16 protein-coding genes and 1 other annotated feature are annotated in these 17,048 nt (G+C 34.9%); of the genes, 11 read left to right on the top strand and 5 right to left on the bottom strand.

Annotated features, from left to right (window positions below; translation table 11 throughout):
• Window positions 1-16: 16 nt before the first annotated feature.
• Window positions 17-400, top strand: coding sequence for a VOC family protein (locus CS937_RS11930; RefSeq protein WP_099158674.1), 384 nt, complete (start codon window positions 17-19; stop codon window positions 398-400).
• A 592-nt stretch (window positions 401-992) separates the two neighbouring features.
• Here the strand turns inward: CS937_RS11930 and CS937_RS19500 are convergent.
• Both CS937_RS19500 and CS937_RS11925 read right to left on the bottom strand, forming a co-directional pair.
• Window positions 993-1,172 carry a hypothetical protein gene (locus CS937_RS19500; protein WP_176555826.1) on the bottom strand — a complete coding sequence of 60 codons (180 nt, stop codon included), beginning with the start codon at window positions 1,170-1,172 and terminating at the stop codon, window positions 993-995.
• Between the two features lie 33 nt (window positions 1,173-1,205).
• Complete coding sequence (locus CS937_RS11925) at window positions 1,206-1,688, bottom strand: LiaI-LiaF-like domain-containing protein (protein ID WP_099158673.1); 483 nt, start codon at window positions 1,686-1,688, stop codon at window positions 1,206-1,208.
• 238 nt (window positions 1,689-1,926) lie between these two features.
• On the opposite strand from CS937_RS11925, the gene hemA reads away from it, so the two are divergent.
• The 8 genes from hemA (at window position 1,927) to CS937_RS11885 (ending at window position 10,589) form a co-directional block, all read left to right on the top strand.
• Complete coding sequence (gene hemA / locus CS937_RS11920; protein ID WP_099158672.1) at window positions 1,927-3,300, top strand: glutamyl-tRNA reductase; 1,374 nt, start codon at window positions 1,927-1,929, stop codon at window positions 3,298-3,300.
• 18 nt (window positions 3,301-3,318) lie between these two features.
• Complete coding sequence (locus CS937_RS11915) at window positions 3,319-4,137, top strand: cytochrome c biogenesis protein (RefSeq protein WP_099158671.1); 819 nt, start codon at window positions 3,319-3,321, stop codon at window positions 4,135-4,137.
• A gap of 22 nt (window positions 4,138-4,159) precedes the next feature.
• A complete protein-coding gene (gene hemC / locus CS937_RS11910; RefSeq protein ID WP_099158670.1) occupies window positions 4,160-5,089 on the top strand; it encodes a hydroxymethylbilane synthase in 930 nt (309 codons plus the stop codon).
• Window positions 5,089-5,859 (top strand): uroporphyrinogen-III synthase, encoded by a 771-nt coding sequence (locus CS937_RS11905; RefSeq protein ID WP_099158669.1) that lies wholly within the window; start codon window positions 5,089-5,091, stop codon window positions 5,857-5,859. The genes hemC and CS937_RS11905 overlap by 1 nt, the downstream gene beginning before the upstream one ends.
• Window positions 5,860-6,019: 160 nt before the next feature.
• The gene (gene hemB, locus CS937_RS11900; protein WP_099158668.1) at window positions 6,020-7,000 is read left to right on the top strand and encodes a porphobilinogen synthase; all 981 of its coding nucleotides are present in this window, start codon (window positions 6,020-6,022) and stop codon (window positions 6,998-7,000) included.
• 28 nt (window positions 7,001-7,028) lie between these two features.
• A complete protein-coding gene (gene hemL, locus CS937_RS11895) occupies window positions 7,029-8,318 on the top strand; it encodes a glutamate-1-semialdehyde 2,1-aminomutase (protein WP_099158667.1) in 1,290 nt (429 codons plus the stop codon).
• Window positions 8,319-8,441: 123 nt separating this feature from the next.
• Window positions 8,442-9,473, top strand: coding sequence for a stage VI sporulation protein D (gene spoVID, locus CS937_RS11890; RefSeq protein WP_099158666.1), 1,032 nt, complete (start codon window positions 8,442-8,444; stop codon window positions 9,471-9,473).
• 108 nt (window positions 9,474-9,581) lie between these two features.
• Window positions 9,582-10,589: a protein kinase family protein gene (locus CS937_RS11885; RefSeq protein WP_099158665.1), complete on the top strand. Its 1,008-nt coding sequence runs from the start codon at window positions 9,582-9,584 to the stop codon at window positions 10,587-10,589.
• On the opposite strand, the gene CS937_RS11880 is transcribed toward CS937_RS11885, so the two are convergent.
• Window positions 10,586-10,774: a hypothetical protein gene (locus tag CS937_RS11880; RefSeq protein ID WP_099158664.1), complete on the bottom strand. Its 189-nt coding sequence runs from the start codon at window positions 10,772-10,774 to the stop codon at window positions 10,586-10,588. The two genes, CS937_RS11885 and CS937_RS11880, sit on opposite strands and share 4 nt — an antisense overlap.
• A 141-nt stretch (window positions 10,775-10,915) precedes the next feature.
• Window positions 10,916-11,146 (top strand) — a binding site (T-box leader).
• Window positions 11,147-11,187: 41 nt separating this feature from the next.
• On the opposite strand from CS937_RS11880, the gene CS937_RS11875 reads away from it, so the two are divergent.
• The gene (locus tag CS937_RS11875) at window positions 11,188-13,833 is read left to right on the top strand and encodes a valine--tRNA ligase (protein WP_099158663.1); all 2,646 of its coding nucleotides are present in this window, start codon (window positions 11,188-11,190) and stop codon (window positions 13,831-13,833) included.
• Window positions 13,834-13,872: 39 nt separating this feature from the next.
• Here CS937_RS11875 and CS937_RS11870 read toward each other — a convergent pair whose 3' ends face one another.
• Both CS937_RS11870 and CS937_RS11865 read right to left on the bottom strand, forming a co-directional pair.
• Window positions 13,873-14,751, bottom strand: coding sequence for an ATP-grasp domain-containing protein (locus tag CS937_RS11870; RefSeq protein WP_099158662.1), 879 nt, complete (start codon window positions 14,749-14,751; stop codon window positions 13,873-13,875).
• Entirely contained in the window at window positions 14,748-15,656 is a 909-nt protein-coding gene (locus CS937_RS11865; RefSeq protein WP_099158661.1) for an ATP-grasp domain-containing protein, read from the bottom strand. Before CS937_RS11865 ends, CS937_RS11870 begins: the two co-directional genes overlap by 4 nt.
• A gap of 103 nt (window positions 15,657-15,759) precedes the next feature.
• Between CS937_RS11865 and CS937_RS11860 the strand changes: the two genes are divergently transcribed.
• Complete coding sequence (locus CS937_RS11860) at window positions 15,760-17,043, top strand: bifunctional folylpolyglutamate synthase/dihydrofolate synthase (protein WP_099158660.1); 1,284 nt, start codon at window positions 15,760-15,762, stop codon at window positions 17,041-17,043.
• Window positions 17,044-17,048: the final 5 nt, after the last annotated feature.

Raw genomic sequence — 17,048 nt, 5'->3', positions numbered from 1 at the left:
AGGAGGAAAAAACATTTTGAAAATTATTGTTAACAGTATATTTGTAGAAAACCAAGACAAAGCAATGGATTTTTACTCAGAAAAGCTGGGATTTGTAAAAAAGCATGACGTTCCCACAGGAGAATTTAGGTGGATAACCCTTGTTTCTCCAGATGAACAAGATGGTACCGAACTTTTACTCGAACCGAATGCTCATCCTGCCGCTAAAGAATATCAACAGAAGTTATTTGCTGAGGGCATACCAGCAACAATGTTTGGCGTTGCAGATATTCGCAGAGAATACAAACGATTAATGGAAAAAGGCGTTAGGTTTACTATGGAGCCGACAGAAATGGGAGAAGTCACAATAGCAGTCTTCGATGATACATGCGGCAACCTTATTCAAATAATACAGCAGTAACTCCGACAAAATAACCTAGTTCTGAACGACTTTATTGGTAAGTTTTACAATTAGTGAATTGTTTTTTATTAAAAATTCATCAACTTTATATTAGCCCTGTCCTAATTTTGGGATAGGGTTAAATATTTTTAAGGGTTAAAATAAAGGACATTCTTGTCACTCACCAATAGAAAGAAAAAGTTTTTTTAAATGAACAGTTCAAGAATCGAACGAGAGAATGTTATTGCAGTTGATCTTTTAGTTTTTTTAATAGAAAATTAAACTTAAGTACACCAATAAATGGGATATTATGTTAATATTAACTAATATAGATATTGAGCTAACGTAGTAGGACAGTTGAATAAAAGGAGGCTTTTTATGAATTGGAAATGGCTCAATAATAAGGGTTAGACATATCCCTTCTGTGTGGAGGATGTAGTTAGAAAAGTTAAAACAAAGGTGGTATTAATGAGGGGTTTGTTCTACGGTACAATTAGCTTTGTTGTATTATTTATTGTTTTTATTTCACTAGATTACAATGGGTTCGGGAATATTGTTAGTTTATTTGAATGGGTAACACGTTTTATATTACCTTGGATAGTGGTATATTGGTTTATACAATTCGTAAAAAGAGAAAAGGTGTAGCCATTTTCTTATTCAAGTAACGAGTACCAACAGATATAAGAAAGAAAAATGGCATTGGATATTTCTCCAAGCCATTTTTTACTGCGAATTTAATGGTGAAGATCAAGTGATTATAGGTAAGATTTAAGTTGCGAATCACTGTTTTCAAAAGTGCCCCCGCTAATCTTATAGGCGGAAGGGTTTATTTTTTCTTTCTTAATAAGTAAATACCAATTCCGATTAATAGGATTGGCCAAAATCTTTCAATATAATCAATGACTATATATATCCAATCAAACCATACAGGTAATCTGATGGAGAATATCAGCAGCAAGGAAACACCAATTAAAATAACCCCTGGCAACAAACCTGCTTTCGTTTTTAAGTAGCGTACAATGAAAGCAACTCCTACTATTAAAGGGTAAACCGCCCAGTGTTCAATCCAAAATGAATAATGCGCTACACCATGAAAATGAATTCCTAAGCCTAAAACGACTGTACCACTGAATAAATTTTGATAATCTTTGGAACTATAGCTATGAATAAGTAAAGCTAGACCTATTACAATTAATAAGGTTGGCCAGGAGTAAAAGTCTGTAATAATTGGTAATTTTAATTCTTTTAATAGAAAATACGCACCAATACCAATTAATAAATAGCCAGCGAACGAGTTCTGTTTTTTCATTCTATTGATTCCTTTCAAACATGTTGTTATACAGGTTGATTTCTTGCTTCTTGTTTGTGGTTATGATAGAGTACAAACGAGTTCTTAAGTATATACGTTTTATCCTATCATAATGTTTCAAAATCTGTTCACATTTATGGAAAATAAGATTTGGTACTCATGATATAATAGGAGATAAATGATAATTATTTAAACGATGTTTTTAACATCTTTGTTAAGTCTTGTGGGGGTAGATAGTGTGCATATTATAAAAGTCGGAATTAATTATAAGTCAGCCCCAGTAGAAATCAGGGAAAAGCTAACATTTTCTGAGCAGGAAATTGATAATGCAATGTTACGGTTAAAGGATCAAAAGAGCATATTGGAGAATGTAATTGTCTCTACTTGCAACCGTACAGAGATATATGCAGTGGTTGATCAAGTTCATACCGGCCGCTACTACATTAAGCAATTTTTGGCAGATTGGTTTCAAGTAGACAAGGAAGAATTTTCGTCTTATTTGCGAATAGCAGAAAGTGATGGTGCCATTGAGCATCTTTTTCGTGTGTCTACTGGTCTAGATTCCATGATTCTTGGGGAAACGCAAATACTTGGTCAGGTAAAACAAGCATTTTTAACTGCACAAAAAATGCAAACGACTGGTACAGTTTTTAATGAGCTTTTTAAACAAGCAATTACATTTGCAAAACGAGCACATAAAGACACAGCTATTGGGGAACACGCAGTATCTGTAAGTTATGCTGCTGTTGAATTAGCTAAAAAGATTTTTGGTAACTTGCAGAATAAGCATGTTGCTATTTTTGGTGCTGGTAAGATGGGAGAACTTGCTGCCAAAAACCTTCATGGTTCTGGTGCGTCAAAGATTACCGTTATCAATCGAACACTTGAAAAAGCAGAAACCCTGGCAGAAAAATTTCAAGCGAAAGCGGAACATGCGGCTAATTTACTTAACGTTATTCAGGAATCTGATATCTTAATAAGTTCAACAGGATCAGACTCTGTTGTATTGACGAAGGAAGATATCGAACCTATTCAAAAAAAGCGTAAGGGAAGACCGCTTTTCTTGGTAGACATTGCCGTACCAAGAGATATTGATCCAATTATTAGTGAATTAGACAATGTATTTTTATATGATATTGATGATTTACAACATATTGTTGATGAAAATTTAGCTGCTAGAAAAACTGCTGCTGAAACAATTGAACTTATGATGGAAGCAGAAATTGTTGACTTTAATGAATGGCTGCAAACGTTAGGCGTGGTACCTGTTATATCTGCACTTCGTCAAAAAGCATTAGCTATTCAAGCGGATACAATGGAAAGTATTGAACGGAAAATGCCAGATCTAACGGCCCGTGAGAAAAAAGTATTAAATAAGCATACAAAAAGTATTATAAATCAATTATTAAAAGAGCCTGTTACCCAAGCAAAAGAGTTAGCAGTAAGTGAAAAAGCTAATGAATCACTAACACTTTTCATTAACATCTTTGGAATAAAAGATGAAGTTAATGCCGAGTTAGACAAACAGGCAAAAAAAAATGTCAAATCGACGAAAATAGCGCAAAATAATAATGTATCCTTTCCAATGATTGAAAATTTAAAGACGCCTTAAGATGGAAGGGTATCAAGTATGATTGAATCAAAATGGCTTTACGAAATCATTCTTATTATTTATGGTTTAAGCTTGATGGGATACTTTATTGATTTTATTCAGCGTAACCGGAGGGTAAATAAGATTGCCTTCTGGTTACTTAGTATGGTTTGGGCTATTCAAACACTCTTTTTAGTAAGTGAAGTATTGTTTAAGGCTACCTTCCCAATATTTACGATCTATGATAGCTTATTTTTTTATGCATGGGTTTTAATTAGTTTTTCATTACTTATTAATAAACTATTTCCTGTTCACTTTATTGTATTTTTTACAAACGTATTTGGTTTTTTCATTTTACTTTTGTATATTACAACACGAGCACAAGAGGGCATGAAGCAACAGGGTATTCAATTAGTGAATGAAGTTTTGGTTTCTCACATCACGCTTGCTATAGTTTCATATGGATTTTTCACCTTATCTTTTTTATTTTCCATTATGTATATCGTACAATATCGATTATTGAAAAATAAAAAAGGACTTAAATGGATGTGGCGATTAGGCGACTTACAACGTCTTGATAGTTATTCGTTTAAAGCTGTTACCTTAGGGGTTCCATTGCTTTTGATTGCCATTATATTAGGAGTAGTATGGGCCTATGTCGCAAATGCTGAATTTTATTGGTTTGATTTAAAGACCGTTGGATCAATTCTTGTACTGATTGTTTACATTATCTATTTATTTTTACGAATTATAAAAAGATATCAAGGGAAGTCTATCTCCCTTTATAATTCAGCTGCATTTTTAATTTTATTAATAAATTTCTTTTTATTTAGCTTTTTATCAAATTTTCACTTTTAGTTTACGCTGAGGAGGCTATCAAATGCGCAAAATTGTTGTTGGTTCTAGAAAAAGTAATTTAGCTCTAACACAAACGGAGTGGGTAATTGAACAATTAAAGAGAAAAGGAGTTGCAAACGATTTTGAAATAAAAAAAATCGTGACAAAAGGGGACCGAATTCTTGACGTCACATTGTCAAAAGTTGGTGGAAAAGGGCTCTTCGTTAAAGAAATTGAACAAGCAATGTACGATCAAGAAATTGATATTGCTGTTCATAGTATGAAGGATATGCCAGCTGTAATTGCTGATGGACTTATTATTGGTTCAATACCTGAAAGGGAAGATCACCGAGATGCATATATTGCGAAAAATCATTTAGGACTACGTGATTTACCTGAAGGTGCGATTGTTGGGACGAGTAGTTTAAGACGTGCCGCACAGGTATTGGCGGTGCGCCCCGATGTTAAGATCAAATCTGTAAGAGGGAATATTGAAACGCGTATCCGAAAACTTGAAGAAGAGGATTATGACGCAATCATTTTGGCTGTAGCAGGTTTAAAACGGATGGGCTGGAGTGATGATATTGTAACAGAGTATTTAGATCCAGAAATATGTGTTCCAGCAGTTGGTCAAGGTGCTCTAGCAATTGAATGTCGTGAAGATGACCAAGAAGTTAAGGATTTGTTAGAAAAACTAAATGATACGTATACAACAAAAACCGTAACTGCAGAACGGACATTTTTACATTTATTAGAAGGTGGTTGTCAAATTCCAATCGCCGGGTATGCTCATTTAGAGAAGGATGAAATCGTTTTGACGGCGTTGGTTGCAACATCAGACGGTAAAACCTTGTTAAAAGAAGTTGTACGTGGAATGGATCCAGTGACAGTTGGGAAAGAAGCGTCTGAACGTCTTATAAAACGAGGGGCAAAAGATATAGTTGATGAAGTCAAAGAGGAGCTTGACCAGTAATGGCAGCTTCATTACATGGAAAAAAGATCTTGATAACGAGAGAAGAACATCAAGCTAAAGTATTTTCGAAAAAGGTTTTGCAGTTTGGAGGCATACCAATCGAAGTACCTCTTTTAAAAATTTCATGTAAGGATGGTTTTTATAATAATCAACTATTGCGCAATTTACAACAGTATAAGTGGATTTTCTTTACAAGTGTAAACGGGGTGAATTGTTTTTTTGAACTGTTGAAAACAAATTACGTATTCCATGACTTTATAAATTATCAGGTTGCTGCTGTAGGAGAGAAAACAGAGGAAGCATTACAAAAACATGGTGTTTCAGTCGATTTCATTCCGTCTACCTATAATGCAGAAATGATGGCAAAGGAATTCCTGTTTGCCTACCCGTTTGCCGGTCCTGTGTTACTTGTAAGGGGCAATCGTTCACGCGATGTGTTACCAGTAGAATTTAGAAAGAAATATATTACATTTGATACGATAGAAGTGTATGAAACAACATACAACTATCAAAGTAGTAATAAGTTAAACGATTTATTCATCGATCCTACTATTGATTTTATTACGTTTACAAGTCCATCAACTGTGGAAGCGTTTATTGATCTGATAAATAGTGATGAAAATTTAATCAATGCAAAAAAAACTGTTTGTGTATGTATCGGAACTACTACTGAGCAAAAAGCAAACGAATTGGGTTTCATCAATACAATTATTCCTAATCATTTTACGATTGATGAAATGCTTAACAGAATGATGAATTACATAAAGTGAAACTTTATTCATTGGGTGTTTTTCCGTCCTAAATGAATGGTAGTTAAACTAGATCGGACATTAACTGGTAGTTGATCCCTATGTATAAATGTGGTTTTAACTCAAATCTTGATTTGGATTCTTCCTGTCAGTTAATGCGTACAAAGAAAGGATGATTATTATGACGAATACACTACAATTTAGACGCCATCGCAGATTACGTTCCTCTATTGAAATGCGTTCATTGGTACGAGAAAATCACTTACACAAAGATGATTTAATTTATCCCCTGTTTATTATTGAAGGAGAAAAAACGAAGAATGAAGTACCATCAATGCCTGGTGTTTATCAAATTTCACTTGATTATTTAGAAGATGAAATGAAAGAATTACAATCTTTAGGTGTGAAAGCAGTTATTCTTTTTGGTGTTCCAAAAGAGAAGGATGAAGAAGGAACTGGTGCATTTCACGATCATGGTATTGTTCAAGAAGCAATACGAGAAATTAAAAACAAAATACCTGAAATGCTCGTAATTGCTGATACATGTTTATGTGAATTCACATCACATGGGCATTGTGGCGTAATACACAACGGTGATGTTGCTAATGATGAATCACTTGAATTATTAGCTAATACCGCAGTCTCTCAAGCAAAAGCTGGTGCAGATATTATTGCTCCATCAAATATGATGGATGGATTCGTAACTGCTATTCGAACTGCTCTAGATGAAGCTGGTTATATAAACATTCCGATTATGTCATACGCAGTTAAATATGCATCAGCTTATTATGGACCGTTTCGTGATGCTGCAGACAGTACACCACAATTTGGTGATCGGAAATCATATCAAATGGATCCGGCAAATCGTTTAGAAGCATTACGTGAAGCTGAATCGGATATAGAAGAGGGTGCCGATTTTCTTATTGTGAAACCTGCACTATCATACTTAGATATCGTTCGGGATGTGAAAAATAATTTTAATGCGCCAGTTGTTGCTTATAATGTAAGTGGTGAATATTCCATGGTAAAAGCTGCCGCAATAAACGGTTGGATTAATGAAAAAGAATTGGTTATGGAAAAATTAACTTCTATGAAACGTGCTGGAGCAGATTTAATTATTACGTATTTTGCAAAAGATGTTGCAAAATGGTTGAGTGAATAATTTATAAACTTTAGTGAGGTGGTTTGCAATGAGTAGTTTTGAAAGATCAGTCGATGCGTATAAAGAAGCAATTGACTTAATGCCTGGTGGAGTGAACTCCCCTGTACGTGCGTTTAAATCAGTTGGAATGTCACCCATTTTTATGGACCATGGTAAAGGATCAAAGATAGTAGACATTGATGGAAATGAATACGTTGATTATGTTTTAAGTTGGGGCCCACTAATCCTAGGTCATGCTGATGATCGTGTAGTAAAAAAGCTAAAAGAAACTGCAGAAAAAGGGACAAGCTTTGGTGCTCCTACTTTACTTGAAAATAAACTAGCAGAACTCGTTATCCGCCGAGTACCATCTATCGAAATGGTTCGTATGGTGAATTCTGGAACAGAAGCAACGATGAGCGCACTAAGATTAGCTAGAGGATATACAGGCCGGGACAAAATTTTAAAATTTGAAGGAAATTATCATGGTCATGGCGATTCATTGTTAATTAAGGCTGGTTCTGGTGTAGCAACGTTAGGACTTCCGGATTCGCCAGGTGTTCCAGAATCTATTGCAAGTAACACAATAACAGTTCCATACAACGATATTGAAAGCCTACATTACGCTTTTGCTAATTATGGTGACGATCTAGCTGCCGTAATAGTAGAACCAGTTTCTGGGAATATGGGCGTTGTACCACCACAGGAGAACTTTTTACAAGAACTAAGAAAGCTTACAGAAGACAATGGGACGATTCTTATTTTTGATGAGGTTATGACAGGTTTTCGAGTAGGTTATAATTCTGCACAAGGTTATTTTGGGATTACTCCTGATTTAACATGCTTAGGGAAAGTAATTGGTGGTGGGCTTCCGGTTGGAGCCTATGGCGGAAAAAGAGAAATTATGGAAAGTGTTGCGCCAACAGGTTCGATCTATCAAGCAGGTACATTATCTGGAAACCCTTTGGCAATGACAGCCGGCTATGAAACGTTAAATGCTTTATCAGTGGAATCGTATGAACAAATTAATCAAAAGGTTGATCGATTAATTGAAGGATATAAACAGGCAGCAATTGATTTTGATATTCCATTACACGTTAACCGTGCTGGTTCAATGGTTGGATTCTTTTTTACAAATAATCCTGTCATTAACTATGAAACATCCAAAAAATCAAATACGGATTATTTTGCACAGTATTACCGTGCAATGATTGAAGAAGGGATCTTCTTACCTCCTTCACAATTTGAAGGACTTTTCCTATCAACAGCACATACAGAAGAGGATATAGAAAACACAATAAAAGCAGCTAGAACTGCATTTTCGAAAATTAAAAAGTAATGTCGTTTTAAAAGCTTCTCGTAAATCGAGAAGCTTTTTTTTCGCATATATTTATTTCAGTTCTCATATAGTGAATTAAGACATATAAGCATATGGATATGTATGTTGAAGGGAGGAAGATCTTTGTCTAATGATCAATCAGTATTTAGTTTTGACCTGAATGAATCCCTATATTTTGAAAGGGGACAGGAAGTTGCTGAAATGATGGGGATATCACTGGACCCTGAAATTTCAATTCAAGCTTTTAATGAGTATATTTCAATTAGAGGGGTAATCGAACTTCGAGGCGAATATGTAAAGGCGAATAATTACGAGGAGGAATCTGACACTCTGGAATTTGATGACTATCAATCCAGACGCTATGTTGAAAGTGTCATAGACAGTGAATCGGGTGCAACAGAGTTCTCGCATCGATTCCCAGTTGAAATCTCTGTACCGACATATCGAGTTGGGGATTTAGACGATGTTACAGTTAGCATCGAGTCGTTTGATTATGAAATCCCCAATAGTAGCCAATTAAAACTTATGTCTACTGTTGCTATTCATGGTATTAGTGATCAGTCAGAAAGTTCACGTCAAGAAGAGTCGTATGATGGTATGGATTTCGCAGAGCCATTAGTAGATTCTGCGAACAGTGATACATTTGAATTTGATATAAAAGAGAGCAATCAGGATAGACCCGAGGAAAAGGAAATAAATGATTTTTCAAATGTCCCTACTTTAGCGAATGATTATGAGCAAACTGACGTGGAAGAACAAGAAGTACACGAAAATGAAAAGGAACGCTGGAAACAGAAAAAATCCCAAACACTGGCAGAGTTTTTCAAGAAGGACCCTGAACCTGATTCAGTAACAGAAAGTCCGTATGTTGAATCACCTGTAATGGACAATACGGAATCAGATGATTTTTATGAAGATGATGAAAGCCGGTCAAATGATGTGCAAGACGTTCGGTATTTATCTGAGATTTTTCGAAGTGATGAGGAAGAGAAATTTACAAAAATGCGAATGTGTATTGTACAAGAAAAGGATACAATAGAAAAGATTGCTAATCGATACAAAATCCCAACACTTCAATTAGTTAAACAGAATAGATTGCAGGACGAAAATTTGACAGAAGGACAATTATTGTATATTCCTAATAAAAATAAATAGGAACAAAAGCAATTGAGGTTTCCTGATTATTGGATTATTTATAAATGCTACCCCTTGATATTTTATCAAGGGGTATACCGTTTTATAATGACACTGGAGAGATGTAACGTGGACTCAATAAGAATAGCTTTAGAAGCATATCGAATTGAAGCCTTAAAAATAGATCGAATAACGGATAAGCTTTATGCTGTTTACGATGGTAAACAGGTTTTTGCGTTGAAAAGAAGTAAGATGACAACAGAACAAATAAAAAACTGGGAAGCTGTGTACCATCGTGCCTACTCTCAAAATTTAACTGGAATTTTATCTGTTTATCTTACCGCGGATGGGAAGCTATTTAAAGAAGTAGATGGAGAATTTTATTATATAACTCCTTGGCTGCTACAAAAAAAGGAAAATCAGAAACAAGAATTTGAGGTACTATACAAAACGATTGGGGCCATTCATGAAAACACAAAACAGCCAGTATCAAATAATATAGAAAAAGTTAGAGACCAATTTAAGCAGTATCAAGCGTATTGTACAAACATAAAGTCCCGTTTACTTAGTTATGTGGAAACATTTGAGAAAAATAGATATATGTCACCGTTCGAATTATTGGTCTGTTCACAATTTCGAGATCTTGATTTATTCTTAAACGAATTAAATAGACGAATTGACTATTTTATGGATGAATTAAACGAGCAGTCTGATTGGAATATTAGTCTATGTCATAAACAATTGAATACCTCCCATGTTTTACAGAGTGACACTATCTATATAACAAACTGGGAAGGAGCACAATTTGACAATGCAGTTGTCGATTTGTCCATCTATTTAAAGAATCAGGTGAAATATTATGATCAACCAGCAGAGCAAATAATTGATTCATTTCCTGTTTATTTGGAGAAAAATAAATTAACGAATAGTGAACTATACTTACTTTGTATCTATTTATTTGATCCTAGTACATACATAAGAATTATAAAACGTTACACAGGCAAAATATCTACTTATTCCATGCTGCAACAAATTCGTGAATTGCAACATGCCTATCGTCAGCTTATTTTTGCAATGAAATGGTCAGAACACGTTGATGAATTTACTGTTTCATCAATAGATAATCTTGAGAGTTAAATCCATTCTAAATAAAAGGCTATAAACACTCCTACCAATATACCTAATAAAAATACGTCAAAAGTGGTTGGGAAAAATAAAGTACGAATTAATTGAAAGATAAGGATTGGAAGTGTACACCTTTCAATGACAATTATGCAATTTCTTGCCCATGGTGGTAGTTTGTAGCGATAAAATCGTGCCAACAGAATCACCTCTTTTTTAATCACCTTTTGATCTATTTTATATTATGATATGTATATATGTAGTTGTTTTGTGCAATACAAAAAGTAATAGTTGATTTTCTTTGTCGTAACCGCTAAAATAAAACTAATTAAAATGATCAATTAAATGTGATGATAGGGAAGAGTACAGAATAATTACCTTCAGAGAGGGAAATCAGGAGCTGAGAATTTCCCAGGAACAATTATTTTAGAAGGTCGCCCTTGATGCAGCTTCTCTGAATCAAGTAGGAGAATGCCGGGACTTGTCCGTTATCAAGCAATGAGTGTACAAGTGATACTTTTACTTGTAAACAAAGGTGGTACCACGGAATTAATATCCTTTTCGTCCTTTATTGGATGAGGAGGATTTTTTTATTTGAAAAGGAGGATTTCTTATGAACGATAAACCGAACAGGTCTTTACCATCGAAATACAATCCACAGGAAGTAGAGCAAGATCGTTATAAATTTTGGGTGGAAGGCAAGTTTTTTGAGGCAACTGATGACAATGAAAAAAAACCGTATACGATTGTTATTCCACCTCCAAACGTAACTGGAAAATTACATTTAGGTCATGCATGGGATACAACAATGCAGGATACAATTTCACGGATGAAGCGTATGCAGGGATATGATGTATTATGGTTGCCAGGAATGGACCATGCTGGAATTGCAACCCAGTCTAAAGTTGAAGCGAAATTAAGAGAGCAAGGGAAAAATCGTTATGATTTAGGGCGTGAAAAGTTTTTAGATACGGTTTGGGAATGGAAAGAAGAATATGCAGATTTTATTCGTAAACAATGGGAGAAAATAGGTCTAGGCTTAGATTACTCCCGTGAACGTTTTACAATGGATGATGGATTGTCAGACGCGGTTCGTGAAGTTTTCGTAACATTATATGAAAAGGGCCTAATCTATCGCGGGGAATATATTATTAACTGGGATCCACAAACAAAAACAGCACTATCTGATATTGAAGTAATTTACGAAGAACTTCAAGGTAAATTCTATCATATGCGCTATCCATTAAAGGATAGTGATGAAACAATTGAAATTGCCACAACACGTCCAGAAACAATGCTTGGTGATACTGCAATTGCGGTTCACCCGAATGATGATCGGTATAAACACTTAATTGGAAAAACAGTAATTTTACCAATTGTTGGTCGTGAAATTGAAATCGTTGCAGATGATTATGTTGATATGGAGTTAGGTTCAGGTGCAGTAAAAATAACACCTGCACATGACCCTAACGATTTTGAAATCGGTAACCGTCATAACCTTAAGCGTGTACTTGTCATGAATGAAGATGGTTCGATGAATGAAAACGCTGGTAAATATGAGGGGCTTGATCGTTTTGAATGCCGAAAGAAGATAGTTCAAGATCTTCAGGACCAAGGAGTCTTATTTAAGATTGAAGATCATGTTCATCAGGTTGGTCATTCTGAACGTAGTGGTGCTGTAGTTGAACCATACTTGTCGACGCAATGGTTTGTTAATATGCAACCGTTAGCTGATGCTGCTGTAGATTTACAAGATAGTGATGAAAAGGTTAACTTTGTTCCTGACCGTTTTGAACGTACGTATTTACATTGGATGGAAAATATTCGTGATTGGTGTATCTCACGTCAGCTATGGTGGGGGCATCGTATTCCAGCGTGGTACCACAAGGAAACTGGTGAATTATACGTAGGAAAAGAAGCTCCAAAAGATAGTGAAAACTGGAAACAAGATGAAGATGTATTAGATACATGGTTCTCTTCTGCATTGTGGCCATTCTCTACTATGGGCTGGCCGGATAAAGAAGCGGAAGACTTTAAACGTTACTTTCCAACAGATGTGTTAGTAACTGGCTACGATATTATCTTTTTCTGGGTTGCTCGTATGATTTTCCAATCGAAAGAATTCACTGGAAAACGTCCATTTAAGGATGTACTGATCCATGGCTTGATTCGAGATGCTGAGGGGCGTAAGATGAGTAAATCGCTTGGTAATGGTGTGGACCCAATGGATGTTATTGAAAAATATGGAGCAGATTCATTACGATATTTCTTATTAACAGGTTCATCTCCAGGTCAAGATTTGCGTTTCCATTGGGATAAAGTGGAATCGACATGGAATTTTGCTAATAAGGTTTGGAATGCTTCCCGTTTTTCATTAATGAATATGGAAGACTTCTCCTATGAGGATATTGATTTAACAGGTGAAATGTCATTAGCAGATAAATGGATACTAACCAGATTAAACGAAACAATTGACCAAGTTACAAAGAACACAAATAAATACGAATTTGGTGAGGCAGGACGTCATTTGTACAATTTCATCTGGGATGAATTATGTGACTGGTATATTGAAATGGCTAAGCTACCATTATATGGTGACGATGAAGCGAAGAAAAGAACAACACGTTCTGTACTTGCATACGTTTTAGACCAAACAATGAGAATGCTGCATCCATACATGCCGTTTATAACCGAAGAAATATGGCAGCAGCTGCCACACCAAGGTAAATCTATAACAGTTGCAACGTGGCCCAAAGTACGAAGTGAGTTCCATGATGAAGCTGCATCAAAAGAAATGAAGCGACTTGTTGCAATTATTAAATCAGTACGTAATATTCGTGCTGAAGTTGATACCCCAATGTCAAAACAAATTAGTCTCTTAATTCAAGCAGAAAATGTGGACATTGTGGCAGAGATTGAAAATAATCGTGACTATTTGGAACGATTCTGTAACTTAAGTGAAATGACGATTTCAACGAATGTTGTTGTTCCTGAAAAAGCAATGTCAGCAGTTGTAACCGGTGCAGAGTTATTTCTCCCACTTGAAGGGTTGATTGATTTCGACAAAGAAATTGAGCGTTTAGAAAAGGAATTGACTAAATGGAATAAAGAAGTTGAACGGGTGCAGAAAAAATTGGCTAATGAAGGATTTGTTAAGAAAGCACCTCAGGCTGTTGTAAAGGAAGAGAAACAAAAAGAACAGGATTATTTAGAAAAACATGCGAAAGTTAAAGCGCGTTTAACTGAATTAAAAGGATAAACAAAAGCGGAATCTCAGATTGAATTGAGATTCCGCTTTTTAATGTACTTTCAAATGTTTGATGGAAAGTTTTCTTTTTATATGCGTAACATACTTTTTTAAGATATTAACATCACTTACTGCACTTAGTGTTCTGGAGCCGACAATATCTTCTATTTCATTAAACAAAAACGCGCCATCTTTACCAATTAAAAAATCAATACCGACCATATCGAAGTCAAAATTATTTATAATCTTTTTTACGATGTCAAATTCTTTAATCGAAAGTTGGTACCATTCTGCTGAGCCACCGAGTTTATAATTTGCTCGAAAATCGGAGGAACTTTCTCGTTTAACGGCACCAACAATTTCTGTACCTACAACGAACACACGAATATCTTGTCCAAGTGTTACGTTACACGATTGAATAATAATCTCGCTTGAAGATATTGACGAAATACAATTTTCCCACTCTTGTTTATGATTGATAAAATAAACCTGCTTTCCACCCCGTCCCGCTACTTCTTTGACTATGAACGGATAAGGAATCGGTGGTGTGGTAGGGATACTTCCTTTTTGGATAAACATTGTATCAACCATTGGAAGCTCAAGATTATGAATATAGTGATGAGATAAAGCTTTATTGTTACATAGAGTGGAAATACCAGAAGAATTCAGTACAAGGATACCACACGACTCTAAATGCAAACTTAAAAATGGATCAATAGTACGAACAACTGCAAAATCGGGCAAGTGTATGTCCTCGTTCTGATAGCGGACACTTCGCTGATTGTTTGTAATACCTATTGTTAATTCTTCTCGTAAAATAAGCTCAAGTGTAATATTTTGAAGACGTGCTTCTTCAATAAACCAATTAATATAAGCGTTGTTTTGAATAGCATCTTTCTTATTATAAATCAACCATCCTAAATACTTCATAATAAACGCCCCTGATCTCTTTCAAGCGTATTAATAATGTGCTCGATAATAAAATCAGCAACATTAATTTTTGTACAGTCATAAATGTTACGAATATGTGCATTTGAGTTTATCTCACAAATCAGAGGTTTATTATCTGGTCCAAATAATAAATCAACCCCGGAAAAATCTGCTCCAATGGCTTTCGTTGCTGCTATAGCTAATTCTGTTTCTTCTTCAGATGGTTCGTATGATTGCATCGTTCCTCCTGCTGTAACATTTGCTCTGAAGTCATCAGCTGCATTTCGAATCATCGCTGCAACTACCTGGTCACCAACTACATGTAACCGCATATCTCTGCCATAACTTGAGGATATAAATTCCTGAAACACAAACGGTTTTCCAAGTATTTCTGTAATTTTAGTCAACATTTCTTCTTGATTATGAGCTAAATAAACTTGTTCACCAAAAGATCCGAATGCTTCTTTGAGTATCATTGGAAAACCTAATGTTTCGATAGCGAATTGCGAAAAGCTGCGATCAATTTCGATTGTGTTTGGAAATATCTTTGGTGCCACAATTGTTTTAGGGATAGGTAATTTATATTTAGCTAAAGCTTGGTATGTAGCAATTTTGTCATCACTTAATTCGATAGCTTTAGAGCTATTAAACACACGAACTCCAAGTAATTCTAATTGTTTAGCCAAATAGATATCCTTATCCGTAAATATAACAAAGTCTGGTAATGTATGTTCATCAAGTAAAGCAAGGTGAGTGTTACCAAAATAGGTGAGTAGGTCATTATTTTTATAAATAACTGTATCAATGTTTTGCTTGAAAGCTGCACGTTGTAACCATTCCGCAAAATCAGCAAATTTATTCCCTGGTAAGTGACCGTTATATATAATCCATCCATTTATGTTCAAAATAGTTATCCTCTCATTTCAATTACGTAAAATTTTTGTTGCAGTAAGTTTTTTGTGTAGTATTATGTAATGCATGACCTATTATTAGAAAAGCGGTGTTCGTATGTTTAATAATTTTCAGCAGGTTAAAGCTTTTTTTGAGATTAGAAAAAGTTATGGTATAAAGCCAGGTTTAGATAGAATAAACCAATTACTTCATTTACTTAATAACCCGCAAGATAAAATAAATGCAATTCATGTGGCGGGAACAAATGGAAAAGGTTCCTCAATAAATTTTTTGAAAAATGCACTTATTTGTAATGGGTTTCATGTTGGTGTATTTACGTCTCCAAGCATGGAAGGGCTAACTGGATACATTTTTATCGATGACAATCCAATAAGTGAACAAATGTTCATTTCACTATTAAATGAGATGCATCCTGCCATACAAAAACTTGATAATGATCACAACCATCCTACTGAATTTGAAATATTAACCGCACTTGCTTTCGTCTATTTTGCGAAAAATGTTGATTTTGCATTGATAGAAACAGGTATGGGTGGTAGAGAAGATACAACTAATTGTTTTAAACCTATATTGTCTATTATAACAAATGTAGCAAAAGATCATATTGCATTTTTAGGTGAAACACAAGAAAAAATTGCTTATCATAAAGCCGGAATAATTAAAGAAAATGTACCAGTCATTATAGGCGATATGCGAAAAGACGCATTATCTGTTATATGTAATGAAGCATCAAAAAAAAGTGCACCAGTAAAGCAATTGGCAACAGATTTTAACTATGAAATTATCGAAAAAACGACATCAAACCAAACATTTTTGTGGAGCGGTGGTAATCATTATAAATTTAAAGTGTCAATTCAAATGCACGGTGAACATCAATTAAGGAATGCATCTCTAGCAGTTATGAGTCTTGTGCAGTTAGAGGAAATCGGTGTCGAACTAAATTGGTCAAAGGCTTTAATGGGGATAAATCTATCACAGGCTCCAGGAAGATTTGAAGTGGTATCTGTGAATCCTACTGTAGTTATAGATGGTGCACATAATGAAGCAGGCATAAATTCTTTTATTCAAACCGCTTTAAACAATTACCCCGATAAAGAGAAACATATTATTTTTGCAGGATTTAAAGATAAAGACTTAGAAGTGATGTTAAACAAGCTTAGTAGACATTTTGCATCTATTACGGTAACAACTTTCGATCATCCAAGAGCGGCCAAAGGTGAGGATTTATATCACTTATTTGAAATGGAGAATAAACTATTAAGTTATAACTGGAAAGATAGTATGGAAAAAATCAAAGAAAACCATACTGTAAATCAAATCTTTTTTGTTACCGGTTCTTTACATTTTATAGTAAATGTTAGGAAATATTTTGTAAAATAACAGTT

The organism is Virgibacillus ndiopensis, from assembly GCF_900187325.1.
In the GTDB taxonomy this organism is placed as follows: domain Bacteria; phylum Bacillota; class Bacilli; order Bacillales; family Amphibacillaceae; genus Virgibacillus_E; species Virgibacillus_E ndiopensis.
The sequence above is the reverse complement of the archived record's forward strand: the minus strand, read 5'-3'. Positions and strand labels throughout refer to the sequence as shown.

Bases quoted from the DNA above. Each gene is read 5' to 3' on its own strand.
- CS937_RS11925 (WP_099158673.1), bottom strand. From the start codon at position 1,688: ATGAAAAAACAGAACTCGTTCGCTGGCTATTTATTAATTGGTATTGGT.
- CS937_RS11915 (WP_099158671.1), top strand. From the start codon at position 3,319: ATGATTGAATCAAAATGGCTTTACGAAATCATTCTTATTATTTATGGT.
- hemC (WP_099158670.1), top strand. From the start codon at position 4,160: ATGCGCAAAATTGTTGTTGGTTCTAGAAAAAGTAATTTAGCTCTAACA.
- CS937_RS11905 (WP_099158669.1), top strand. From the start codon at position 5,089: ATGGCAGCTTCATTACATGGAAAAAAGATCTTGATAACGAGAGAAGAA.
- hemB (WP_099158668.1), top strand. From the start codon at position 6,020: ATGACGAATACACTACAATTTAGACGCCATCGCAGATTACGTTCCTCT.
- hemL (WP_099158667.1), top strand. From the start codon at position 7,029: ATGAGTAGTTTTGAAAGATCAGTCGATGCGTATAAAGAAGCAATTGAC.
- CS937_RS11875 (WP_099158663.1), top strand. From the start codon at position 11,188: ATGAACGATAAACCGAACAGGTCTTTACCATCGAAATACAATCCACAG.
- CS937_RS11870 (WP_099158662.1), bottom strand. From the start codon at position 14,751: ATGAAGTATTTAGGATGGTTGATTTATAATAAGAAAGATGCTATTCAA.
- CS937_RS11860 (WP_099158660.1), top strand. From the start codon at position 15,760: ATGTTTAATAATTTTCAGCAGGTTAAAGCTTTTTTTGAGATTAGAAAA.